21 protein-coding genes are annotated in these 22,749 nt (G+C 70.0%); 9 read left to right on the plus strand and 12 right to left on the minus strand.

What is annotated here, in order from left to right:
- Positions 1–16 precede the first annotated feature (16 nt).
- Complete coding sequence (locus tag H5398_RS03585) at positions 17–682, plus strand: helix-turn-helix domain-containing protein (RefSeq protein ID WP_182799045.1); 666 nt, start codon at positions 17–19, stop codon at positions 680–682.
- Positions 683–732: 50 nt separating this feature from the next.
- Here H5398_RS03585 and H5398_RS03590 read toward each other — a convergent pair whose 3' ends face one another.
- The 3 genes from H5398_RS03590 to H5398_RS03600 form a co-directional block, all read right to left on the minus strand.
- Positions 733–1,620 (minus strand): sugar ABC transporter permease, encoded by an 888-nt coding sequence (locus tag H5398_RS03590; protein ID WP_182782250.1) that lies wholly within the window; start codon positions 1,618–1,620, stop codon positions 733–735.
- Positions 1,620–3,194 (minus strand): ABC transporter permease subunit, encoded by a 1,575-nt coding sequence (locus H5398_RS03595; RefSeq protein WP_255443526.1) that lies wholly within the window; start codon positions 3,192–3,194, stop codon positions 1,620–1,622. The genes H5398_RS03590 and H5398_RS03595 overlap by 1 nt, the downstream gene beginning before the upstream one ends.
- Before the next feature lie 94 nt (positions 3,195–3,288).
- Positions 3,289–4,539 (minus strand): maltose ABC transporter substrate-binding protein, encoded by a 1,251-nt coding sequence (locus H5398_RS03600; RefSeq protein WP_182799046.1) that lies wholly within the window; start codon positions 4,537–4,539, stop codon positions 3,289–3,291.
- Between the two features lie 287 nt (positions 4,540–4,826).
- On the opposite strand from H5398_RS03600, the gene H5398_RS03605 reads away from it, so the two are divergent.
- The 6 genes from H5398_RS03605 (at position 4,827) to H5398_RS03630 (ending at position 10,847) form a co-directional block, all read left to right on the plus strand.
- Complete coding sequence (locus tag H5398_RS03605; RefSeq protein WP_182799047.1) at positions 4,827–5,825, plus strand: LacI family DNA-binding transcriptional regulator; 999 nt, start codon at positions 4,827–4,829, stop codon at positions 5,823–5,825.
- A complete protein-coding gene (locus H5398_RS03610; protein ID WP_182799048.1) occupies positions 5,815–7,440 on the plus strand; it encodes a glycoside hydrolase family 13 protein in 1,626 nt (541 codons plus the stop codon). The genes H5398_RS03605 and H5398_RS03610 overlap by 11 nt, the downstream gene beginning before the upstream one ends.
- A gap of 152 nt (positions 7,441–7,592) precedes the next feature.
- Entirely contained in the window at positions 7,593–7,847 is a 255-nt protein-coding gene (locus H5398_RS03615) for an HPr family phosphocarrier protein (RefSeq protein WP_182799049.1), read from the plus strand.
- 42 nt (positions 7,848–7,889) lie between these two features.
- On the plus strand, positions 7,890–9,038 hold the full coding sequence (locus tag H5398_RS03620; RefSeq protein WP_182799050.1) for a cytochrome P450: 1,149 nt from the start codon (positions 7,890–7,892) through the stop codon (positions 9,036–9,038).
- Positions 9,039–9,063: 25 nt separating this feature from the next.
- On the plus strand, positions 9,064–9,978 hold the full coding sequence (locus tag H5398_RS03625) for a nitronate monooxygenase family protein (RefSeq protein ID WP_182799051.1): 915 nt from the start codon (positions 9,064–9,066) through the stop codon (positions 9,976–9,978).
- Positions 9,975–10,847 (plus strand): enoyl-CoA hydratase-related protein, encoded by an 873-nt coding sequence (locus H5398_RS03630; RefSeq protein WP_182799052.1) that lies wholly within the window; start codon positions 9,975–9,977, stop codon positions 10,845–10,847. Before H5398_RS03625 ends, H5398_RS03630 begins: the two co-directional genes overlap by 4 nt.
- Positions 10,848–10,852: 5 nt before the next feature.
- Here the strand turns inward: H5398_RS03630 and H5398_RS03635 are convergent, their stop codons facing one another.
- A complete protein-coding gene (locus H5398_RS03635) occupies positions 10,853–12,328 on the minus strand; it encodes an aspartate ammonia-lyase (RefSeq protein WP_370585699.1) in 1,476 nt (491 codons plus the stop codon).
- Positions 12,329–12,384: 56 nt separating this feature from the next.
- On the opposite strand from H5398_RS03635, the gene H5398_RS03640 reads away from it, so the two are divergent.
- The gene (locus tag H5398_RS03640; protein WP_182799053.1) at positions 12,385–12,819 is read left to right on the plus strand and encodes an NUDIX domain-containing protein; all 435 of its coding nucleotides are present in this window, start codon (positions 12,385–12,387) and stop codon (positions 12,817–12,819) included.
- Here the strand turns inward: H5398_RS03640 and H5398_RS03645 are convergent.
- Entirely contained in the window at positions 12,816–13,814 is a 999-nt protein-coding gene (locus H5398_RS03645) for a glycoside hydrolase family 76 protein (protein ID WP_182799054.1), read from the minus strand. The genes H5398_RS03640 and H5398_RS03645 overlap by 4 nt on opposite strands.
- The gene (locus H5398_RS03650) at positions 13,811–15,136 is read right to left on the minus strand and encodes a dipeptidase (RefSeq protein WP_182799055.1); all 1,326 of its coding nucleotides are present in this window, start codon (positions 15,134–15,136) and stop codon (positions 13,811–13,813) included. Before H5398_RS03650 ends, H5398_RS03645 begins: the two co-directional genes overlap by 4 nt.
- 42 nt (positions 15,137–15,178) lie before the next feature.
- Between H5398_RS03650 and H5398_RS03655 the strand changes: the two genes are divergently transcribed.
- Positions 15,179–15,658 carry a hypothetical protein gene (locus tag H5398_RS03655; protein WP_182782237.1) on the plus strand — a complete coding sequence of 160 codons (480 nt, stop codon included), beginning with the start codon at positions 15,179–15,181 and terminating at the stop codon, positions 15,656–15,658.
- Here the strand turns inward: H5398_RS03655 and purL are convergent.
- Genes purL through H5398_RS03685 form a run of 6 tightly spaced genes read right to left on the minus strand, consistent with a single transcriptional unit; the run spans position 15,594 to position 22,672 of the window.
- Positions 15,594–17,849, minus strand: a complete 2,256-nt coding sequence (gene purL, locus H5398_RS03660) for a phosphoribosylformylglycinamidine synthase subunit PurL (protein WP_182799056.1) — start codon at positions 17,847–17,849, stop codon at positions 15,594–15,596. The genes H5398_RS03655 and purL overlap by 65 nt on opposite strands.
- A 4-nt stretch (positions 17,850–17,853) precedes the next feature.
- A complete protein-coding gene (gene pepN / locus H5398_RS03665; RefSeq protein WP_182799057.1) occupies positions 17,854–20,379 on the minus strand; it encodes an aminopeptidase N in 2,526 nt (841 codons plus the stop codon).
- A gap of 49 nt (positions 20,380–20,428) precedes the next feature.
- Positions 20,429–21,103: a phosphoribosylformylglycinamidine synthase subunit PurQ gene (purQ, locus tag H5398_RS03670; protein ID WP_182799058.1), complete on the minus strand. Its 675-nt coding sequence runs from the start codon at positions 21,101–21,103 to the stop codon at positions 20,429–20,431.
- Complete coding sequence (purS, locus tag H5398_RS03675; RefSeq protein ID WP_182799059.1) at positions 21,103–21,342, minus strand: phosphoribosylformylglycinamidine synthase subunit PurS; 240 nt, start codon at positions 21,340–21,342, stop codon at positions 21,103–21,105. Before purS ends, purQ begins: the two co-directional genes overlap by 1 nt.
- Positions 21,343–21,401: 59 nt before the next feature.
- Positions 21,402–21,767, minus strand: coding sequence for a GntR family transcriptional regulator (locus H5398_RS03680; protein WP_182782232.1), 366 nt, complete (start codon positions 21,765–21,767; stop codon positions 21,402–21,404).
- The gene (locus H5398_RS03685) at positions 21,764–22,672 is read right to left on the minus strand and encodes a hypothetical protein (protein WP_182799060.1); all 909 of its coding nucleotides are present in this window, start codon (positions 22,670–22,672) and stop codon (positions 21,764–21,766) included. Before H5398_RS03685 ends, H5398_RS03680 begins: the two co-directional genes overlap by 4 nt.
- Positions 22,673–22,749: the final 77 nt, after the last annotated feature.

Genomic DNA, 22,749 nt, shown 5'->3' on the forward strand with positions numbered 1-22,749 from the left:
ATGCGAAACTGGATCAGTGACCAGCGAACCCCACGGGCTCGGCCCCACCCGCACGCGCGTGCTGGCGTTGCTGCAATCCGCCGCAGGCCCGGTGGCGGTCGCCGAGGTCGCGGACCAGCTGGGGCTGCACCGCAACTCCGCCAGATTCCACCTGGAAGGGCTGCGCGATGCGGGCTACGCCGTCAGCGCCGCGGCTCCGCTCGGGCAGGCAGGGCGCCCGCCGCTGCTGTTCGCCGCCACCAGCGACTCCCCCAACGTCAGCAACTCACACCTGATGGAGCTCACCGAGGTGCTGATCCAGAACTTCGTGGCCACTCTGCCGGACGGGTCGCGGCTGGCCGAGCAGGCGGGGCGCTCCTGGGGCGGTTCGATGGTCGATGACGAGCCCGAGGACACCGAACCCGTCGAGGGGCTGGTGGCTCATCTCGCCGAGCGGGGGTTCGGGACCGTCGCCGTCGGAAACCAGCTCACCTTCACGCGCTGCCCGTTCCGGGCCGAGGTGGGCCTCAGGGAGCTCCCGATCGTGTGCGCCATCCATCAGGGCTTCGTCGACGGCTACCTCGAGGCGAGCGCGAGCGGGATGGTGGCGGGTCGGATCGACGTCGGCCCCCGGCTGTGCCACCTGGCACTCCAGCCGGATACGGGCGCCGAGCCTCGAGACGCGACCACGCCGGTGGGCTGAGCGACCCATCGGGTCGCCCGCACACCGGCGTGGATCGGTAGAGCCTTCGATCAGCCCTTGACGCCACCAGCCGTGAGGCCGGAGACGATGTACTTCTGCAGGTACATGAACAAGGCGATGATCGGGATGGCCGCCAGCACGCCACCGGCCGCGAACAGCGACCACGGGGCGTTGCGCTCGTCGGAGCCCCAGACGTACAGGCCCACGGCGAGCGTGTAGTTCTCGGGCCTGGCCAGCACGATGCGGGCCAGGATGAACTCGCCGTAGGAGCCCACGAAGCTGAGCAGACCCACCACCGCGAGGATCGGCGTGACCAGGCGCATGATCATGCCCCAGAAGATCTGGGCATGCGTGGCGCCGTCGATCTTGGCGGCCTCGTCGAGTTCGATCGGGATGGTGTTGAAGAACCCGTACATCAGGAACGTGTTCGCTCCCAGCGCGCCGCCGAGGTAGATGGCGATCAACTGGAGGTGCGAACCGAGGCCGAGGAACGGGAAGATCTCCCCCAGCGTGAGCGCCAGCAGGAAGATGGCAACGAAGGCCAGCATCTGCGGGAACATCTGGATGATCAGCAGCGCGGTCAGGCTGGCGCGGCGCCCCTTGAACCGGAATCGGCTGAACGCATAGGCCGCAGCCGCGCCCATGAGGACCGTCCCGATGGCCGTCAGTCCGCTGACATAGAGCGAGTGCAGCGCCCACTTCGGATAGTCAGTGGTCATCAGCTCGGCGTAGTGCTCGGTGGTGAAGCTCGTGAAGAGCCGCAGGGAGCCCGTGATGGATCCGTTCGTGTTGAGCGAGGCCGACAGCACGTAGAGCAGCGGGAACACGCAGTAGATGATGACGATGATCCCGAAGACGTGCCTCCAGCCGACCTCCTTCCACCACCGGCCGCCACGAAGACGGGTGTCGTTGTCGCCGTTGGCTAGCTTCTTGGCCATCACATGATCTCCTCAAGCTTGCGGGTCTGCCTGAATCCCAGCCAGGAGATGAAGCCGACCACCAGGAAGATGACTATCGACATGGCGCTGGCCAGGCCGTACTGCCGGTTGCCACCCTCGAAGGCGATGGCGTAGACCATCGAAATCAGGATGTCCGTCTCGCCGGCAGGCACCGGGGCACCCGGATAGTTCGGTCCGCCGCCGGTGAGCATGTAGATGAGCGAGAAGTTGTTGAAGTTGAACGCGAAGCTCGCGATGAGCAGCGGCGCTACCGACACCAGCAGCAGGGGAAGCGTGATGCTCCAGAACCGCCTGAGCGGGCTGGCGCCGTCCATGATGCCCGCCTCCGTGAGCTCCTGGGGGATGGACTGCAGGGCGCCGGTGGTGACGAGGAACATGTAGGGGAAGCCCAGCCACAGGTTGACCCCGAGGATGGCCAGCTTGGCGAGGTTTCCGTCAGTGAACCACGGGACGCTCGCACCGCCCAGCAGGACCTGGTTGATGAAGCCGAACTCCTGGTTGAGCAGACCGCGCCACACCAGCGCGGCCAGGAAGCCAGGGAAGGCGTACGGGAGGATGAACAGGGCCCGGTAGAGGGTGCGCCCCTTGATGCGCGGGTCGTTGAACACCACCGCCAGCAGTAGCCCGAAGGCGAACGTGGTGAGCACAGACAGGATGGCGAAGGCGAACGTCCACACCAGTGAGGACAGGAACGGGCCCGCGAGCCGGGCGTCGGTGAACATGGCGGCGAAGTTGTCGAAGCCCACGACCACGCGCCAGCCCGGTGAGAGGCTGCTTCCGTCGTCGGCGACGAACAGGCCACGGCTTGGGTCTGCCGTGTAGACCTTGCCGTCGGCGTCGGTGAACGTATCTGCGGCCTCGTCGTAGGCCAACAGCGACTTGGCGATGTAGGCCCTGGCCCCGTTGTCCGTCCTGAGCCAGCCGTCGTCCGGGTTGTCGGACACGCTCACGCGCAGGTCCAGCACCTCGTTCTGGCGCTGTTGGACGTCGGCCAGCGCGAGCACCGTGGCGTCGGGCACCTCGGTGACCCGATCACCGTCGACGACGGCATCCGGAGCGTCTGCCAGCGGGGTCTCGGCGTCGCCGATCCGGGCCTGGTCTCCCTCCACGATCGCGAAGCCGAGCTGGCCGTTGCGGTCGAAGACGGTGACCTGATACTCCGGGGTGCCCTCCACCCGGCGATCCGAGGTCTTCAGGATCTGGGTGATGGCCGGTTCCTTGGCGTCGTTGTGTCCGTCGCCGTAGTTGGTGAAGGCCACGTAGGCGGTGTTGATCATCACGTAGATCTGGAACACAGCGAGGAAGATGAGGCCGGGGACGAGGTACTTGCCGGGGATCGCGCGCTTCGAGAAGTACACGTAGTCGACGATGATCAGGGTGATGACGAGGAAGACGAGGACGCCCCACTCCTGCTGGCCGTAGCTGGCCAGGATGCCGTAGACGCCGAAAGCGTTGACAAGCATCATGAGGACGAGCTTCGCGATGAAGCCCGGGCGCGAGAGGTCCCGCGCGTGGGAGAGCCTCGGCGACTGCGATGTCGGGGAGTTGCTCAAGGGAGTTCAACCTTCGCTTCGTTGCGGATATGGGCCGGAGGTTGGGCCGCCTTGGCTTCCCAACCCCCGGATGCGACCGTGTGGTCGAGAGGCGTCAGAACTTGGCTTCGATGTTCTTGATCATCGCGTCCCACGCCGCGGCGGGCTCGGCGTTGCCGGTGATGATGCTCACCTGCGCGCCGCCCCAGAACTCCCAGACAGCGCCCATCTCGGGGATGGACGGCATCGGCTGGCCATCCTTGCCGGCCTCGCCGAACCCGGCCAGGACCTCGTCGGTGACGGCGTCAGCAGACTCGGTGAGCGCGGGCATGCGGCCGCCCAGCTCGAGCATCTGATCCTGGGCCTCCTTGCTCGCCATCCAGTCGAGGAATTGCGAAGCCAGCAGGGTGTTCTCGGACTTCGAGGACAGGAAGACGCCCTGCACGCCGACGAACGGCGCGGACGGCTGGCCACCGGCGGACGGGACGGGCAGCACCGTGATGTCCATGTCGGCCGCCACGAAGTCGGCGACGTACCAGGGGCCGGTGATGATGTACGGCGTCTTGCCGTCGAGGAAGGCCTGCTTGGCGGTCTCACCCTCGAGCGAGGACGAGACGACCTTCTCGGCGGCGAGCGTCTTCAGGTACTCGGCGAAGGCGAGACCCTCCGGGCCACCCATGCCGAGTTCGGCGGTGTAGTCACCGTTGGCGTCGGTCTTGAACACCGGCGCACCGAACGAGGTCTGGATCGGGTACAGGTGGTACGCGTCACCGTCGGGGCCCTGCTGGATCACGGCGGGGAACTCGGCGCCAGCGGCGGCCTTGCCCTGCGCGATCAGCTCGTCGAACGTGGCCGGGGTGTCCTGCAGCATGGCGTTGTTGCGGACGAGCGCGATGTTCTCGATGGCGTACGGGACGCCGTAGAGCTGGCCGGCCTGGGTGAAGCCGCGGGTGGCGACCTCGTTGAAGTTGGAGACCTGGTCACCGAGCTCGACGGGGGCGATGACGCCGTTCTTGACGAGGTCGCCCGTCCAGTCGTGCGCGCCGACGATGAGGTCCGGGCCCTCGCCGGTGGGGGCCTGGGCGATGAAATCTGTCTTGACGTCGCCGGACGGCTTCTGCACGACGTCCAGGGTGACGCCGGTGGCGGCCAGGAAGGACTCGCCGATCGTCTTGAACGCGTCGATGCGGGTCTCGTCCACCCACACGGTGAGGGTGCCGGCGGCCGCGGGGGCCGAGCTCTCGGCGGGGGCGCTGCTCGAGGCCCCGTCGGTGGCGGAGGGGGAGGTGGTTGACGTGCCGCCACCACAGGCGACCAGCGTCAGAGAAAGCCCGGCCGCTGCGGCGGCGAGAAGGCTCTTGCGCATGTGTGTAACTCCTTCGTTGTCTCGGGACGCTCCGGTGCCGACCCGATCTGCTGAGAAGCGTAACCGTCTTTGCAACGTTTGCAAAGTCGTTGCAATAACGGTTCGATAACAATCTGCGTCGGGAAACGTCTCCAGAGCTTCGCGACGCACGTGATGCCCTGGACTAGGTCTGCCAGTACCCGGCCCGCCCTGCAACGATTTGCAAGATCATTGCTAAGTCCTCCGAATACCTGCACACTAGCCTGCGAGCACTGTTGATGTGCACGGACTCGAAGGAGAGGAGGCCCATGATTCCCCCACGGGCCAAGCTGGCGGACCTAGCCGTCGCGGCAGGCGTGTCGACCGCCACAGTCTCCAGGGTCCTCAACGGCAAGCCCGGCGTGGCCGACGCCACCAGAACCTCCGTCCTGGCCACCCTTGAGCGGCTCGGCTTCGCGGCGGAGCCGGACCAGCCCTCCGGCGAGGGCCTCATCGCCGTGATGGTGCCGGAGCTCGCCAACCCGTCCTTCGCCCTGTTCGCCAACGAGCTGGCCCTGGTGCTCACGGCGGCGGGCCGCCACATGATCATCTGCACGGCAGGGCCCGGTGGGACCAGCGAGGAGCAGTACCTCGACGCGCTGCTTGGCGTCGAGATCGCGGGCATCATCTCCGTCTCTGGCACCCCGGCGGACGCCGAAGCCTCCCCCGAGCACTACCAGCGCCTCATCGACGCCGGCGTGCCAGCGGTCTTCATCAACGGCTACAGCTCCGCCGTCGATGGCGCGTTCTTCTCGTGCTCCGACGCCGAGGCGGTGTCCATCTCGGTGGCGCACCTGCGCTCCTACGGGCACGAGCGCATCGGCCTGGCGGTGGGGCAGCTGCGCTACATGCCGAGCCGTCGCAAGCGGGAGGCGTTCATCGGGTTGGGCCTGCCGAGCAGCTCGACTGTGTCGACGATCTTCAGCGTCGAGGGGGGCCAGGCGGCCGCCTCGCGGCTGTTCGACGCGGGGCACACGGCCATCGTGTGCGGATCCGATGTGATGGCGTTGGGCGCCATCCGCGAAGCGCGCGCCCGGGGCCTGGACGTCCCCGGCGACGTCTCCGTGGTCGGCTACGACGACACCCCGCTGATGGCCTTCACCAGCCCCGCGCTCACCACGGTGCGCCAGCCGGTGCCGGCCATGACGAGGGCCGCCGTCGGCTCGCTGCTCACCGCGATCCGGGGCCTCCCCACCGACTCCACCGAGATGCTCTTCCACCCGGATCTCATCATCCGTCAATCGACAGGACCTCACCATGGCAGCTGAATGGTGGCGCGACGCCGTCATTTACCAGATCTACCCGCGCTCGTTCGCTGACTCCACCGGCGACGGCTACGGTGACCTTCCCGGGATCATCGAGAAGATCCCGTACCTGGCCCGCCTCGGGGTGGACGCGATCTGGATGTCCCCGTTCTACAGGTCCCCCATGGCCGACGCCGGCTACGACGTGGCCGACTACGAGGAGATCGACCCGCTCTTCGGTGACCTGTCGGACGCCGACCGCCTGATCGAGACCGCCCACGCGGCGGGGTTGCGCGTCGTCGTCGATCTGGTGCCCAATCACACCTCCGATGAGCACCGGTGGTTCAAGGCGGCGGTCGCGGCCGGGCCGGGCTCGCCCGAGCGCGACATGTACCACTTCCACGACGGGCTCGGCGAGCACGGCGAACTGCCGCCCAACAACTGGAAGTCCGTCTTCGGCGGGGCTGGCTGGACGCGCCTCACCCGGCCGGACGGCACGCCGGAGCAGTGGTATCTCCACCTCTTCGACGTGAAACAGCCGGACCTGGACTGGTCCACCGAGCGGGTGCGCGAGGCGTTCGACGGCGTGCTGCGCTTCTGGCTGGACCGGGGCGTCGACGGGTTCCGCGTGGACGTGGCCCACGGCCTGATCAAGGCCGACGGGCTGCCGGACTTCGACGCCGAGCAGTCGATGCTGGACCTCGACGGACCCGCCGGCCCGATGTGGGACCAGGACGGCGTCCACGACGTGTACCGCCGCTGGCGCTCGGTCCTGGACTCCTACCAGGGCGACCGCTCGCTGGTGGCCGAGGCCTGGGTGGCCGACCCGAAGCGCCTGGCGCTGTACCTGCGCCCGGATGAGATGCACACCGCCTTCAACTTCCAGTTCCTGGACAGCCCATGGGATGCCGCGTCATACCGCGAGGTGATCACCTCGACGATGGCCGAAGACGAAGCCGTGGGCGCGCCCACGACCTGGGTGCTGAGCAATCACGACGTACTGCGGCACGTCAGCCGTCTCGGGCTCAAGGAGCCGGGCTCCAGCCACGAGGGCCTGGGGGCCGACGATGAGCAGCCCGACAACATCCTTGGCCTGCGCAGGGCACGCGCCGCGACCCTCATGATGCTGGCGCTTCCCGGCTCTGCCTACCTCTACCAGGGCGAGGAACTCGGACTCCCGGACCACACCACGCTGCCGGACGACCTGCGTCAGGATCCCGCGTGGTTCCGCTCCGACTTCACGAAACCGGGCCGCGACGGATGCCGGGTTCCGATGCCCTGGGCGGCCGAGGAACCGGGTCTGGGGTTCTCGCCCACGGGGAAGACGTGGCTGCCGCAGCCCGAGTCCTATCGGGCGCTCGCCGTGGACCGGCAGGAGGACGCGCCCGGCAGCACCCTGACGATGTACCGGGCCGCCCTCGCACTCAGACGGGACAGGAGGCTGGGTGGCGGAGAGCTCGAGTGGGTTCCTGCCGGGGACTCGGTGGTGGCCTTCGACAACGGCCCGGTCCGGGTGATGACGAACGTGCTCGGCGCCCCGGTGGAGCTGCCAGAGGGTTACGAGGTGCTGCTCTCCAGCGTGAGCCTGCGCGGCCACGTGCTGCCCACGGACACGACGGTGTGGCTCACCCGACTCTGAGCCCGCCTCGGTGGCGGCATGCCCGGGAGGATCTCGTGCCTTGTCGCGGGCACCTTCCCCACCAGGACCCGCGTCGGAGACGGGCTCCCCTGGTGGCTATGATTACTCGCGTGTCCGCCCGCAACGGTGCGGCGGCAGATAAGGAGCCTCTGATGGCCAGCAAGTCCGTGACCGTCGGGTCCGTCGTGGGGCTGCACGCCCGTCCCGCCGCCCTCATCGCCGCAGCAGCCGGCGAATACGACGACGACATCACCATCTCCCTCAACGGGGCGACGGTGGATGCCGCCTCGTCGCTGCTGATCATGACGCTCGGCGCCGAGAAGGGTGCGGTGGTCACGGTGGAGTCCGAGAACGAGGAGGCGGTCGAGCGGATCGCCGGCATGGTGGAGCAGGATCTCGACGCCTGACCTGCCCGATGGGCTGAGCTGACACGCACAAAGGAGCTGGTGATGTCCGATCACGTCCCCGACGATGTGGACCCCGCGGGCCGCGACCTGCGGCAGTACACGGACCAGTTGCGTCCGGGCCATCCGGTGGTGCGCAACGTCCGCGGTGAGTGGGTGCTGCTCCGGCACGCCGACGTCGTCCGGGCCGCCGAGGATCCCGCGACGTTCTCCAGCGCGGTCTCGGCCCATGTCCACGTGCCCAACGGGCTCGACGGCGACGCCCACCGCGCGGCCCGCCAGACCCTGGACCGCTACTTCGAGCCCGACGCCCTGGCCCCGCACGAGCCGGCCTTCCGCGAGGTGGCGCGCAGCCTGTTCGCCGCGCTTCCCCGGGGCGTTCCGGTGGACGCGGTGCGCGACATCGGCTTCCCGTTCGCCGTCCGCGCGCAGAGCGCGTGGCTGGGGTGGCCGGCCTCGTTGGAGGCCCAGCTGCTGGGCTGGATGGCCGCCAACCATGCCGCCACCCGCTCGGGGGATCGGGCCAGGACGGCGGAGGTGGCGGCGGAGTTCGACGCCATCATCCGCTCGGTTCTCGCCCCCCGCCGGGCCCTGGGCGACGACGCCCCCGACGACCTCACCACCGCGCTCCTCCGCGACGAGGTGGCGGGCCGGCCGTTCACCGACGAGGAGCTGGTCTCCGTGCTGCGGAACTGGACCGGTGGGGACCTCGGCTCCATCGCCCTGTGCGTGGGGGTGCTGTTCGCCTTCCTGGCGGACCATCCGGAGCTGCAGCGCCGCCTGCGCTCGGGGGTCAGCGACGCGGAGATCGACGCGACCGTCGACGAGATCCTGCGCATCGACGACCCGTTCATCTCGAACCGGCGCAGGACCACCTGCCCCGTCGACATCGCCGGGGCCACCATCCCCGAGGGCGCCGTCGTGAAACTGCACTGGACCTCGGCAAACCGGGACGCGGCCGTCTTCGCCGACCCGGACGCCTTCGACCCCGAGGGGAAGGCGCGCAGAAATCTGGTCTACGGAACCGGCCCGCACGTGTGCCCGGGCCGGCCGCTGGCCACCCTGGAGCTGCGGATCGGGGTTCAGGAGGCGTTGGCGGCCACCACATGGATCGAGTGGGCTCCGGGCGGGTCCGCCGAGCGCGAGGTGGCTCCGCTGGGCGGCTGGGCCCACGTGCCGGTTCTGCTCGGCTGATGTCCGGCCGCCGATGGGAGGCCCGATGACGTTGCCCGCGCAGTTGGCCGACCGGCTGCGGATTCCCGTCGTCGCGGCGCCCATGTTCCTGGTCTCCGGGCCCGAGCTCGTCATCGAGTGCTGCCGGGCAGGGGTGCTCGGCACGTTCCCGGCCCTCAACCGCCGGACCACCGAGGCATTGGCCGGGTGGCTCGACGGGATCCGCGACGCGCTGACCCCGGCCGACGCCCCGTTCGGCGTGAACCTCATCGTCCACCCCACCAACACCCGCCTCGAGGCGGACCTCGCCGTCGTCGTCGAGCACCGCGTGCCGGTGGTGATCACGTCCCTGGGCGCGGTCCCGGAGGTGGTCGAGGCCGTGCACGGCTACGGGGGGCTCGTGTTCCACGACGTCACTACGCTCAGGCATGCGCGCAAGGCGGCCGGCGCCGGCGTCGATGGGCTGGTGCTGGTGGCCGCCGGGGCCGGCGGGCACGCCGGGGCGCTCAACCCGTTCGCCTTCGTCGCCTCCGTGCGGCCGTGGTTCGACGGGGCCCTGCTGCTCGCGGGGGGCATCACCAGCGGCGACGATGTGGCGGCAGCCATAGCGATGGGGGCGGACCTCGCCTATCTCGGCACCCGCTTCCTCGCCACGCAGGAGTCGCTGGCGGGCGACGCCTACCGGGCGATGGTGATGGCCGCGGGCGCCGCGGACGTGGTGTACACGCCCGCCGTCAGCGGAATTCCAGCCAACTTCCTGGCGGGCAGCCTGTCCGCCTCCGGCATCGCCCCAGCAGGGCCGCCCGCCGAACACGAGGATGTCAAGGCGTGGCGCGACGTGTGGTCCGCCGGGCACGGCGTGGCCGGGATCACGGACGTCCCCACCGTCGCAGAGCTAGTTGACCGTCTCGAGACCGACTACCGCGCCGCCTGCCGGCGTCTGCAAGGAGACCACCCATGAGCACCGTCCTGCTGACCCGCGACGACGGCGTCGCCACTCTCACCCTGAACCGGCCCGACAAGCTCAACGCCTTCACCCTCGAGATGGGCCGCGAGTTCGTGGCCGCCCTGCACGAGGCCGACCGCGACGACACCGTCCGCGCCATCATCGTCACCGGCTCAGGTCGCGCCTTCTGTGCAGGCATGGAGCTCAGCGACGGCGACAACGTGTTCGGCTTCGACCCACGGATGGACCTCAGTCCAGCCGAGCTGCGCGACCACTGGACCGAGCCGGAGGTCGCCGACGGCGCCCGCGAGCCCGGCGGGAAGCTCACGCTGGCCATCCTCGAGTGCCGCAAGCCCGTGATCGCCGCCATCAACGGTGCAGGCGTGGGCATCGGCTCGACGATGACGCTGCCGATGGATGCGCGGCTGGCCTCGACGGAGGCGCGGATGGGGTTCGTGTTCGCCCGCCTCGGCATCACACCGGAGGCCTGCTCGACGTGGTTCCTGCCGCGCATCGTGGGGCAGTCCAAGGCGCTCGACCTGCTCTACAGCGGCGACATCATCCCGGCCTCCCGCGCGCTGGAGATCGGGCTGGTGGACGCCGTTCACGAGCCCGGGGATCTGCTGGAGGCGGCCCACGCCGTCGCGGATCGGATGACGAGGGGGCGCTCCGCGCACGCGGTCGCGCTGACCAGGCAGCTGGTGTTCCGCCACCTCGCCGGGGCGAGCGTGCTGGACGCGCACCTGGCGGAGTCCCTGGCCCTCAGGTACTCGGCCCACGGCGACGGCCGTGAGGGCGGGCTGGCGTTCCTCGGCAAGCGGGAGCCGCGCTTCACCCAGCCCGCCCCTGAGGGCTTCGGCCACGTCTTCCCACCTGCCGGCTAGTCGGCTCAGGCCTCGTCGTGGCGGTCCGCCTCGTCGAGCTCCCGCTCGATGCGCGAGATCAGCTCGGCGGTCATCGGGGGCAGCGGTCCGGTGTCCTGCAGCCCGGACAGCGCCGCGGGGGCCAGCAGCTCGTCGAGCACCTCCGCGCTGATCAGGCCCTCCCGCAGCACCAGGTCGCGGACTGAGCTGCCGCTGCCGAGGGCCTCCTTCGCCAGCCGCGTGGCGCGCGCGTAGCCCAACACCGGCATCAGCGCCGTGACCACACCCACCGACTGGCCCACCTGCGCCCTGGTGCGCTCGGCGTTGGCGGTGATGCCGTCGATGCAGTTGATCCGCAGCGTCCGCGCGGCGCGCCGCAGCCACGTCGAGTTCTGCAGCAGTACGTGCGCCATCACCGGCTCGAACGCGTTGAGCTGCAACTGGCCCGCCTCGGAGGCCATGGCGATCGTGACGTCGGAGCCGGCGATGACGAACGCCACCTGGTTGACGGCCTCCGGGATGACAGGGTTGACCTTGCCGGGCATGATCGAGCTGCCGGCCTGCACCGGGGGCAGCACGATCTCGCCGAGCCCTGCCTGGGGGCCGGAGCTGAGCAGCCGGAGGTCGTTGCAGATCTTCGAGAGTTTCATCGCCGTGCGCTTCATCACCGATGAGGTGGACATGAACACGCCGGTGTCGCTGGTGGCCTCGATGAGGTCGTCTGCCAGGACGAGCTCCGGGAAACCGCTGATCTCGCGCAGATGCCGGATCACCGCCGGCCCGTAGCCGGGCGGGGCGGTGATACCCGTGCCGATGGCCGTGGCGCCGAGGTTGAGCTCCATCAGCAGCGGCCGGACGTCCTCCATGCGGTCGATGTCCTCACCCAGCGTGGTGGAGAAGCCGCGGAACTCCTGGCCCAGCGTCATGGGCACGGCGTCCTGAAGCTGGGTGCGGCCCACCTTGAGCACCTCCCGGAACTCGCGGCCCTTCGTCGCAAAGGAATGTCTGAGGAGGCGCAGCTCGTCGGCGAGCTTGGTGAGCGCCATGATGAGGCTGAGTTTGACTGCGGTGGGGTAGGTGTCGTTGGTGGACTGGGACCTGTTGACGTGGTCGTTGGGCGAGAGGAACCCGTAGTCGCCGAAGGGGCGGCCGGCGAGTTCGAGCGCCCTGTTGGCGATCACCTCGTTGACGTTCATGTTGGTGGAGGTCCCTGCCCCGCCCTGGATCACGCCGACGACGAACTGTTCGTGCAGCCGGCCGTCGATGAGGTCCTGGGCCGCACGGTCGATGAGCTCCGCGCGCTCGTCCTCGAGCACGCCGATCTCGCGGTTGGCGCGGGCCGCGGCCTGCTTCACCTGGGCGTAGGCGACAATAAGATCCGGGTAGACGCTGATCTCGCGGCGGCTGATCCTGAAGTTGTGCACTGCCCGGGCCGTGTTGATCCCCCAGTAGGCGTCGTCGGGGATCTCCATCTCTCCCAGTGAATCCCGCTCGATCCGCACCTCGATGTCCGTTCTGTCGGCTGAGGTTCACGCTACCGGCGCGGTTAGATAGGGGCATGGGTTTCGAGTTGATCGCCTGGGTTGCACTCCGCGATCCCGCCGGCCGCGTGCTCCTGGCACGGCGCGACGGGACGGACCGCGGCGACGGGCTGTGGAACCTTCCGGGCGGGCACGTGAACGACGGCGAGCCGATCGCCGTCGCGGCGGCACGCGAGGCCTCCGAGGAGGTGGGGGCGCTGATTGATCGGCTGGCGCTGCGTCACGTCGGCGTGCAGCGGTTCGACCTCTCCTACCCCAGCGGGCGGGCGCGGGGGTTCAACTTCTTCTTCGAGTCACACGTCTGGCTGGGCGAGCTGGCTCCGGGTGAACTGACCTCCGAGCTGGGCTGGTTCGCCCTCGATGACCTGCCGTCCGACATCCTGCCGTGGCTGCCCGCGGCGCTCGCTGCGCACCTGGTGGAGGGTCGGTTCTGGGTGGAGTCGGTGGGCTAGACGCCGACAGCGGCCGCTGCCTCGAACGCCATCCACGCCTGGAGCTGGGTGGCCAGCTCGACGGTGTGAGCGACCGGGACCGCGCCGTGTGGCGAGGTGTCGACGGGGAAGAGCGTCACCGCTGTCCCCCGCCATCCGCGAGTGTCGCGGCCCTGCCACAGCGCGTCTGCGAAGGCGTTGACAAGGCCGGATGCCTCCCTCCTGCTCTCCGCGGGGAGGCGGGTGTCGCCTGCCGCGAGCGCCAGGTAGCGCGTGAGGATGCCGGTGAACAGGCCACCGTCGCCGTCGCCGTGGGTTCTCAGGATCCGCGACCCGGGGTGGGTCAGATGTGTGGCCACGGCCTCGATGTGACTGGCCGCCTCGTCGAGCCTGCCCAGTTCGAGCATCGTGCCGAGCACGGGGCCCTGGTTGTAGGTGAACACGTGGGGCACCATCGCCGGACCGTCGGGCGTCAGGCGCAGGCCGTCCTGGAAGAGCCCGGTCCGGGGATCGGCGAGGTTGGCCCGGAGCCAGTCGTGGAGACGGGAGGCCTCGAGGATGTTGCCGGTGCGTGCCAGGTGCAGGGCGATGGGGCCGGTGGCGGCCGTGTTCTTGAAGTCGCGGTCCAGGCTCCAGAACGCGCCGCCACCGAGGTCGTCGGTAAGCGCCTCGCGCAGCGCGCGATCCAGCGACGGGGTGCGTCGGCCGGCCCGGTGAGCCGCGAGCGCGAGCCACGCCATGTCGTCGTAGAACCGGTTGGGGAGGCGTCCCCAGTTCCGCAGCCGGATCCCGCGGAGGTGGCGCCCGATCAGGCGACCGGGCACCGTGGCGGAGCCGCGGGCGTGCGCATCAACCATGCAGTCGAGGAGGTGTGCCTGCCACCAGTAGTGCCAGGGTCGCGGCGGGGGGCCGGGGCGCGCGGTGACCGCCAGGTGGGTGCCTGGCAGGCCGAACAGACGCCGGCCGAAGAGAGCCAGGACCGAGCGCGCCGCCTCGTCGGCCCGTTCGCCCGTCACGCCAGGCGCTGGAGGAACAGGGTCTCGGCGAGCGCGGCCCTGGCGAGGTCGCCGAGGTCCAGCGACTCGTCGATGCCGTGCATCCGCGACGTCGGGTCCGTGACCGCCGTGACGAGGACGAGCGCGCCGGGGTTGCGGCCCGCGAACTCCGCCACGATGGGAATCGAGCCCCCGACCCCGATCTCCACCGGGGCAACCCTGAACGCCTCGGTGAACGCGTCGACGGCGGCGCGGGCGCGGTCGTCGACGAGGGAGATGACGCTGCCCGTCCCGTTCTGGCCTGCGGCGACCGTCACCTGGGCGCCCCACGGGGCATTGGTCAGGAGGTGGTGGCGGAGGGCGGCCTCGGCGGCGTCGGCGGCCTGGCCGGGGGCGAGGCGGACGCTGACCTTGGCGCGGGCGGTGGGGATGAGCGTGTTGGAGGCGTCCTTGACGGGCGTGGCATCGATGGCCAGCACGGAGGCGGCGGGCCTGGTCCACATCCTGGCGGAAGCGGGGCCGTCGCCGATCCACCGCACGCCCTCGAGGATCCCGGTCTCGTCACGGAGGCGGTCCTCGTCGTAGTCGACGGCGGGATCCGGGTTGCTGGTCAGGCCGGCGATGGCCACGTTGCCGCGATCGTCGTGCAGGGTGGCCAGCAGGCGGCAGAGCGCGGTGAGGGCGTCGGGCACCACGCCGCCGAACTGGCCCGAGTGCAGGCCGGTGGTCAGTGTGGAGACCGTGACCTCGGCGTCCACCATTCCACGCAGGGTGGTGGTGAAGGAGGGCTCGCCGACCTTCCAGTTGACCGAGTCCGCGATGACGAAGATGTCCGCGGCGAGGTCATCGCCGTAGGTGTCGAGGATCTCGCCCATCGAGGGCGAGCCGATCTCCTCCTCGCCCTCGATGAAGACCTTCACCCCTACGGGCGGCTTGCCCTCGAACGCGCGCAGCGCGGCGAGGTGGACCGCGATGCCGCCCTTGTCGTCGGCGGATCCGCGGGCGTAGAGCCGGCCGTCGCGTTCGACCGGCGCGAAGGGGGCCGAGGTCCAGGCTGTGTCGTCGCCGTTGGGCTGCACGTCGTAGTGGGCGTAGAGCAGCACCGTCGGGGCGCCGGCGGGGGCCGGGTAGTGGCCGAAGACGGCCGGCTTGCCGGCTGGGACGTGGAGCATCCGGACGTCCGGGCAGCCGGCGTCGCGGAGGAGCTCGGCCACGGCGTCGGCCGCGGACAGGACGTTGTCGTCATGCTCAGGCATCGACGAGATCGAGGGAATCATGATGAGTCGCTTGAGGTCGGTGAGGACGGAGGGCAGGACGTCTTTGACACGATCGTTGAGGCTCATGGCTCCACCCTACCGAGGGGGTTGCGCGGCTAATGTTGATCCATGGTGCGCCGCGACCTCGCAGACCTGATCAGGGAAGGCCGCATCGAGTCCGTCCCGCCGGAGCCGGCCCAGGTGGCCATCCTGCGGGAGCAGGCCGTCCGGCACCTGGCCAGTTCCCGGACGATCAGCGAGACGGATCCGGCGGGCGCGTTCTCGCTCGCCTACGACGCCATCCGCAAGGAACTCACCGCCCTGCTGCTGGACCACGGCTTCCGGGCCAGAAGCGCGGGAAGCCACACGGCCACAGGCCAGGCTGCGGCCATCCTGCTGCCCAAGTTCGACGCCGACGGCTTCGAGTGGTTGCGGACGGTGCGGATCGCCACCGAGTACGGCACCGACAACCGCGGTACGGCGACACCCGCAGACCTTGAGCGGGCCTGGAGGTTCGCCGACGGGCTGGCTCAGCTCCTTGCGGCTACGCCATCGCGGCTGGGATCGGCGCCATCCACACGGATTCCGCCTCGCCCAGATCCACGGTGAATTGCCCCACGAATTCCATCTCCGGCTCACCGGTGACCTCACCCAACCGCGACACCACCACCCCGCGCTCCGCACACAGCGCCTCGAACTCCGCGACACTCGAGCCCGGCAGCGACACCACCGCCCGGGCGGCAGATTCGGAGAACAGCGCGACGGTGGGGTCACCCTCGGGCAGCGTCACCGCGAAGCCGAGCCCGTTGCGGAAGGCCGATTCGGCCAGCGTGACGCCGAGGCCGCCCTCGCTTACGTCGTGCGCGGAGGACAACAACCCGCGCCTGGCCGACTCCCCCATCACCTCCGCCAACGCCTTCTCGGCCGCGAGCACCACGGCCGGCGGCAGCCCGCCCAGGTGTCCGTCATGGAGGGCCGACGCCCAGATGGAGCCCGACAGCTCCTCCCGCGTCTCGCCCAGCAGCAGGATCGAATCCCCCGGATGGGTGAAGCCGGATCGGATCCTCGTGGCCACGTCGTCGATCACGCCAAGCACGCCGACGGTGGGCGTCGGCAGGATCGGCGCGGTGGCGGTCTGGTTGTACAACGACACGTTGCCGCCGGTCACGGGCACGCCGAGCTCACGGCAGCCGTCGACCAGGCCCAACACGGCCTCGGCGAACTGCCACATCACCTCCGGGTCCTCGGGTGAGCCGAAGTTGAGGCAGTCGGTGATGGCCACCGGCTCGGCGCCGGTGACGGCCACGTTGCGGTAGGACTCGGCCAGCGACAGCTGCGCGCCCAGGTACGGGTTGAGGTAGGAGAAGCGCGAGTTGGCGTCCAGCGCGAGCGCGATGCCGAGCCCGGTCTCCTCGTCGATCCGCAGCATGCCGGAGTCCTCCGGCTGCGCGAGGACGGAGTTGCCGCGGACGTAGCGGTCGTACTGCTCGGTGACCCAGGTCTTGTCCGCGATGTTGCCGTGACCCAGGACCGTGATCAGCGCGGCCTTCAGCGCCTCGGGCGAGTTGTCTCGGGGCAGGTCCTCGGCGCGGTTGGCGTTGACCTCATCGAGCCACTCGGGGCGGTGGTAGGGCCGGTTGTAGACGGGGCCCTCGTGCGCGACCGTCTTGGGGTCCACGTCGACGATGGTCTCGCCGTGCCACTGGATGATCAGGCGGTCGCCCTCGATGACCTCGCCGACGATGGTGGCCTGGACGTCCCACTTGGCGCAGATCTCCATGAAACGCTCGACGTTGGCGGGCTCGACCACCGCCATCATCCGCTCCTGGGACTCGCTCATGAGGATCTCCTCCGGCGCGAGGTTCGGGTCGCGGAGGGGGACGAGGTCCAGGTTGACGAACATGCCGCCGTCGCCGGCCGATGCCAGCTCCGAGGTGGCGCAGGAGATGCCGGCCGCGCCGAAGTCCTGGATGCCGTTGATGATGTCTGCCTGGAAGAGCTCAAGGGTGCACTCGATGAGGAGCTTCTCCATGAACGGGTCGCCCACCTGGACGCTGGGCCGCTTGGCGGGGCCGTCCTCGTCGAAGGTCTCCGAGGCGAGGATGGAGGCGCCGCCGATGCCGTCGCCGCCGGTGGCCGCGCCGAACAGGATCACCTGGTTGCCGACGCCGGTCGCCTTGGCGAAGTGGAGATCCTCGTGACGGAGCACGCCGACGCACAGCGCGTTGACGAGCGGGTTGCCGAGGTAGCTCTCGTGGAACTGCACCTCGCCGCCGATGTTGGGCAGCCCGAGGCAGTTGCCGTATCCGCCGACGCCGGCGACCACACCGGGAAGGACCCGGCGGGTGTCGGCCTCGTCGAGCGGGCCGAACCGCAGCGAGTCCATGACGCCGATGGGGCGGGCGCCCATGGCGAGGATGTCGCGGACGATGCCGCCCACCCCGGTGGCCGCGCCCTGGTAGGGCTCGACGAACGACGGGTGGTTGTGAGACTCGGCCTTGAACGTGACCGCGTAGCCCTGACCGATGTCCACGACGCCGGCGTTGTCACCGATGCCCGCGAGCAGCGGGCCGCGGGGGGTCTCCTGGCTGAGCTCGCCGAACCTGCGCAGGTGCACCTTCGAGGACTTGTAGGAGCAGTGCTCGGACCACATCACCGAGTACATGGCCAGCTCGGCGGACGTGGGCCGACGGCCCAGGATCTCGCGGATCTGCGCGTATTCGTCGTCCTTCACGCCGAGCGCGGCGTAGGGCTGCTCGACGTCGGGGGTCTGGGCTGCGTGCTCAACGGTGTCTGCCACGGGGTCAATCTACCGCCGCGACGCGCGGCGCGGGGACCGCTCGGGCGTTGGCGGACCGCACATGGGCCGCGACCTCAGCCTCGTAGACCTCCTCCCGGACCAGCCGCCGCAGCGCATCCGGGGCGTCCGGGTGCTCGCGCAGCCAGCGATGGCCCGCCTCGACGCCGTCGACGGGGAATCCCCCCTGCACCAGCCGCATCGCGATCTCGATCGGGTGGTCGCGCCACACCTCGGTCAGGTGCTCGAAGTATCGCCCCGCGAACCTCGCGCGCAGCGCGTCCTGCCCGGGTGCGCCGAAACCGTCCATGAGGGCGTCCACTGCGTCGTTGGTCTCCCCGTCGACGGTGTGGGCGCGCCGCCAGGCCTCCTCCTTCACGCCCGGGTCCGGCCGCGACATCGTCGCCTTCAGATGGGCCATCTGCCCGGTGGCCGTGTCGTCGGCGGCCAGCGCTGCCGCCAGCTCCGCGTCCGAGGCGCTCCCCTGCGCGGCCAGTGACTGCCATCCCAGCCACGCCACGTCGACGGACACCTCAAGGCCGGGCATCCCGCCGTCGAGCACCCAGCGGACGTCCTGGGGTGCCAGCGCGGCGGCCCTCAGGTAGGCCTTCGTCCACAACAGCTGCTCGGCGGAACCCGGGACCGCCGCCAGCGCCGCCCCGCGACACCCGTCGCGCCACAACCCTGCCGCGACGCCGTCGGCCGCGTACCGGTCCACCGCTGTGAGGGCCCTCCCCTGCAGCGAGGCCAGCACCCCGGACTGCGGCTCCTTGGCGCGCAGCACCGAGTCGACGAAGTCCGCGGGAGCCAGCAGGCCCGCCCGCACATCACCCCACAGCGCCGTCCACACCACCGCGCGCGCCAGCGGCTCCAGGTCCGCCACGTGCGCCAGCAGCACGTCACGACTCCGGGCGTCCAGCTCGACGCGGGCGAACGTCTGGTCCGTGTGGTTGATCAGCACGGCGTCGGGCACGGGCAGCCCGTCGGCCTCGGGGATGCGCACCTCCGCGGCCTCGATCCGCACGTCGAAGGCGTGTTCCAGCCGCAGGCGATCCCCGTGCAGCCGGTAGAGGCCGACGGTGGTGGCGTGGCGGCGCTCGGCCTTCGGGTCGCCGGCCCCGTAGAAGTCGCGCCGCACCCGCAGCCCGGTCAGGTAGCCGCCGTGAACGTCCCAGTGCGCGCTCAACCGGTCGTGGCCGGCCGACTCTAGCCAGGCCTCAACCCAGCCGCGCAGGTCGCGGTCGGTCTCAGCGTCGAGGGCGGCGATGAAGTCCGGCAGCGTCGCGGAGTCGAAGGCGTGGGCGCGGAAGTATCGACGGCACCCCGCCAGGAACGCCTCGATCCCCACGTAGTGCACGAGCTGGGTCAGAGCGGAGGCGCCCTTGGAGTAGGTGATCCGGTCGAAGTTCGTCTTGGCCGCTTCGAGGTCGGGGATGTCGGCGACGACCGGGTGCGTGGTCGGCATCGAATCGGCCAGGTAGCCGCCCACCTTCCGCGACGTGGCGAAGTTCACCCAGCCGTCGGCGAAACCGCACGCCTCGACGGAGATGTGGGTGCCCATGAACTCGGCGAAGCTCTCCTTCAACCAGAGGTCGCCCCACCAGCGGGGTGTGACCAGATCGCCGAACCACATGTGGCTCATCTCGTGCACCAGGGTGTTGGCGCGGCCCTGCAGCTGCGCGGGTGTCGCGGGCGAGCGGAAGAGGTACTGCTCGGTGAAGGTGACCAGGCCGGGGTTCTCCATGGCCCCGAGGTTGTATTCGGGCACGAAGATCTGGTCGTACTTCCTGCCCCAGGGATAGTCGCCGAAGTTGGCGGTCAGCCAGTCCAGGCCCGCCCTGGTCAGCCGGAACAGCTCCTCCGAATCCAGGTACCGGGCCAGGCTCTGCCGGCACATGAGCCCCAGCTCTATGCCCTGCCACGTGTCGACGACGCGGTGGTAGGGCCCGGCGGCCAGGCATGTGATGTAGGTCGACAGGGTGTGGGTAGGCGCGCACTCGACCCGCACCACGCCGTCGGTCACAGTCTCCCGGCGGGCCTCCGGCTGGTTGGAGCCCAGCCACCAGCCCTCCTGACCCGTCAGAGAGAACGAGAAGGGCGCCCGGATGTCGGGCTGGTCGAGGTTGGGGAACACTCGCCGCGCATCGGCCGGCTCATACTGGGTGTAGAGGTAGGTCTGGCCGTCGGCCGGGTCGACGAAGCGGTGCAGCCCCTCACCCGTGCGCGAGTACCGGCCGCGCGCGTGCACGGTGACCGTGCAGCGGCGACGGGGTAGGCCGGCGAGCCGGATCCGGGCACCGTCGTACTCCACGGGCCGCTCCACCCCGTCGATCAGGAGTGTGTCGACCTCGCCGATGAAGTCCAGCCAGGTCTCGCGGGATCGGCTCGTGAGCGTGATCGACGACGTGACCGGGAAGGTGTGCGCCGCCGGGTTCGTGGCGTCGCGGACGTCGACGTCGACGCGGTAGTCATGGACGCGCACATGGCGCGCGCGGTTGGCGGTCTCGGCCTGGGTGAGGTTCGCGGACGGCATGGGCCCCATCCAAGCACGAGACCCGCCCCCGCGAGGAAGGCGGACGCAGTCAGACGCGGGCGGAGAGGAACTGCAGGACGGACTCGAAGAACGTGACCCCGTCGAGGGTGGGGCTGGTCAGCTCCTCGACGTTGTGCTCCGGGTGCGGCATCAGGCCGACGACGTTGCCCCGCTCGTTGGTGATGCCCGCGATGTCGTTGGCCGACCCGTTGGGGTTGTCCAGGTAGCGGAAGACCACCTGGTCGTTGTCCTCGAGCTTGCGCAGCGTCTCCGGCGAGGCCTGGTAGTTGCCCTCGCCGTTCTTCAGGGCGATGGTGATCTCCTCGCCCTTGGTGAACGCGCAGGTCCACGTGGTGTCGATGGTCTCGACGCGGAGCCGCACGTCGCGGCAGATGAAGTGCTGGTGTTCGTTGCGGATCATCGCGCCCTCGAGCAGGTGTGCCTCGCAGAGCAGCTGGAAGCCGTTGCAGATGCCGAGCACCGGCATGCCGGCGTTGGCGGCGTCGATCACGGTGCTCATCACCGGGCTGAACCGGGCGATGGCGCCGCAGCGCAGGTAGTCGCCGTAGGAGAAGCCGCCGGGAAGGATGATGGCGTCCACGCCGTCGATGGAGTCCGACCCGTGCCACAGCGGCACGGCCTCGCTCCCCGTCAGCCGGACGGCGCGCAGCGCATCATGGTCGTCCAGCGACCCCGGGAACGTGACGACGCCGATGCGAGGCATCAGTCGGCCACCACATCGAAGGACTCGATGACGGTGTTGGCGAGCAGCGTCTCCGCCGCCTCGCCGATCTGGGCCAGCACCTCGGGCGTGACCTCGCCGTCGACCTCGATCTCGAACCGCTTGCCCTGGCGGACGGTGAGCCCGTCGAAGCCCAGCCGCTTGAGGGCGCCCGTGACGGCCTTCCCCTGCGGATCCAGGATCTCGGGCTTCGGCATGACGTTGACGACGACGCGTGGCATGGCACGGATCCTAGCGGACCAGCCCCGGCCGGCCGTGACTCCGGCCACCCTCGGACTGATCAGGATCCGGCGAGGGCGGCCTCCACGCAGGCCCGGATGTCGCCCGCGGCCGCCCCCAATCGCTGCGCATCTGTCACGAACCGGGCCGCGAGCGAGGCCAGCGCCTCGCCCGAGGGCTGTGGCGCGCCGACCACGACGGTGCCTTGCCCCCGGCGGCTGGCTATCAGGCCCTCGCCCTCCAGCTCCCGGTACGTGCGCATCACCGTGCCGGGGGCCAGGCCCAGGTCCTTGGCCAGCTGCCGCACGGTGGGCAGCCTCGTGCCCACGCTCACGGCCCCAGCGCGGATGAGCACCGCCAGCTGCCGGCGCAGCTGTTCGTAGGGCGGGGTGGGATCCGCCGAGTCGACGCGCAACGCGACCGTCATCGCCCGCCCCCGTCGCGGGGAACCAGGAGCACGACGGCTGACCCGAGGAGTCCGACCAGGGCACCCACGGCCACAATGAGGCTGACCGCACCGGACGCGGTCGCGAGCGGCACCGGACCCAGCTCCAGCAGATCCATCCCCGAGACCAGCGTGACGGCAAGGGCCGATCCGCTCACGCCGACCCCGACGGCGGCCACGATCCCCTCCACGGTGATCCGACGCAGGGCGTCGTCCACCCGGACCAGTTCTGGGTCCGCACCGTTGCGCGGCCGGCGCACCGTCAGGACGAGCCCGAGCACCGCCAGCGCGAGGAGGAGCGCGAGGGCGAGACCGACCCATGAGGTGTAGAAGCTCCCGGGGAACGGGGTGCGGGCTGCTCCGTAGGTCCCTGACTGCGCGCCCTCCCCCTCGATCCACCACACCGACACGGCGCGCCCGGCGCGACCCATGTCGTCGGGAGACGCGGCGAGGGTCGAGAACAGGACGGCCGTGAGGAGCAGGGCCAGCAGGCACACCGTCCACCTGGTCAGGGCCGGCGGCAGGTAGCTGCGCAGTTGCCGGCGCTCGAGACCGGCGCTGCCGGTGACCCGCGCCGCCCGGTAGGCGCTCTGCTGACCGACGACGATGGCCGCGACCACGACGACCGCGGCCAGCAGGGGTGCGGCGAAGGTGAGCGGCCGGAGGTGACCCCACGCCAGGGCGGCCGCCCCGGCCACCCCGCCGACGGCCAGCCCGATGCCCCGGTAGCGGATCGTGGCACGCCGGAGCGATCGCAGGCCTGGGTAGATCGTCTCGTCGAAGGCGAGGGAGCGCGCCCGACGCCCACCGGCCAGGAGCGCTGCGGCGCCGACGATGATGATGGCCAGCGGCAGGAACACCAGTGAGACCAATCCCGAGATGACCATTGCTTCTCCTTGTGTCAGATAAGTGATACAAACGTAACGACCCGGTTCTCTTGTGTCAAGCCACTGACACAAGAGAC

It is taken from the genome of Tessaracoccus sp. MC1679 (assembly GCF_014164775.1).
Classification (GTDB): Bacteria; Actinomycetota; Actinomycetes; order Propionibacteriales; family Propionibacteriaceae; genus Arachnia.

Excerpts from the sequence above, each read along its gene's own strand:
- H5398_RS03590 (WP_182782250.1), bottom strand. The coding sequence starts at position 1,620 with ATGGCCAAGAAGCTAGCCAACGGCGACAACGACACCCGTCTTCGTGGC.
- H5398_RS03600 (WP_182799046.1), bottom strand. The coding sequence starts at position 4,539 with ATGCGCAAGAGCCTTCTCGCCGCCGCAGCGGCCGGGCTTTCTCTGACG.
- H5398_RS03605 (WP_182799047.1), top strand. The coding sequence starts at position 4,827 with ATGATTCCCCCACGGGCCAAGCTGGCGGACCTAGCCGTCGCGGCAGGC.
- H5398_RS03610 (WP_182799048.1), top strand. The coding sequence starts at position 5,815 with ATGGCAGCTGAATGGTGGCGCGACGCCGTCATTTACCAGATCTACCCG.
- H5398_RS03615 (WP_182799049.1), top strand. The coding sequence starts at position 7,593 with ATGGCCAGCAAGTCCGTGACCGTCGGGTCCGTCGTGGGGCTGCACGCC.
- H5398_RS03620 (WP_182799050.1), top strand. The coding sequence starts at position 7,890 with ATGTCCGATCACGTCCCCGACGATGTGGACCCCGCGGGCCGCGACCTG.
- H5398_RS03625 (WP_182799051.1), top strand. The coding sequence starts at position 9,064 with ATGACGTTGCCCGCGCAGTTGGCCGACCGGCTGCGGATTCCCGTCGTC.
- H5398_RS03630 (WP_182799052.1), top strand. The coding sequence starts at position 9,975 with ATGAGCACCGTCCTGCTGACCCGCGACGACGGCGTCGCCACTCTCACC.
- H5398_RS03640 (WP_182799053.1), top strand. The coding sequence starts at position 12,385 with ATGGGTTTCGAGTTGATCGCCTGGGTTGCACTCCGCGATCCCGCCGGC.
- H5398_RS03650 (WP_182799055.1), bottom strand. The coding sequence starts at position 15,136 with ATGAGCCTCAACGATCGTGTCAAAGACGTCCTGCCCTCCGTCCTCACC.
- H5398_RS03655 (WP_182782237.1), top strand. The coding sequence starts at position 15,179 with ATGGTGCGCCGCGACCTCGCAGACCTGATCAGGGAAGGCCGCATCGAG.
- pepN (WP_182799057.1), bottom strand. The coding sequence starts at position 20,379 with ATGCCGTCCGCGAACCTCACCCAGGCCGAGACCGCCAACCGCGCGCGC.
- purQ (WP_182799058.1), bottom strand. The coding sequence starts at position 21,103 with ATGCCTCGCATCGGCGTCGTCACGTTCCCGGGGTCGCTGGACGACCAT.
- purS (WP_182799059.1), bottom strand. The coding sequence starts at position 21,342 with ATGCCACGCGTCGTCGTCAACGTCATGCCGAAGCCCGAGATCCTGGAT.
- H5398_RS03680 (WP_182782232.1), bottom strand. The coding sequence starts at position 21,767 with ATGACGGTCGCGTTGCGCGTCGACTCGGCGGATCCCACCCCGCCCTAC.
- H5398_RS03685 (WP_182799060.1), bottom strand. The coding sequence starts at position 22,672 with ATGGTCATCTCGGGATTGGTCTCACTGGTGTTCCTGCCGCTGGCCATC.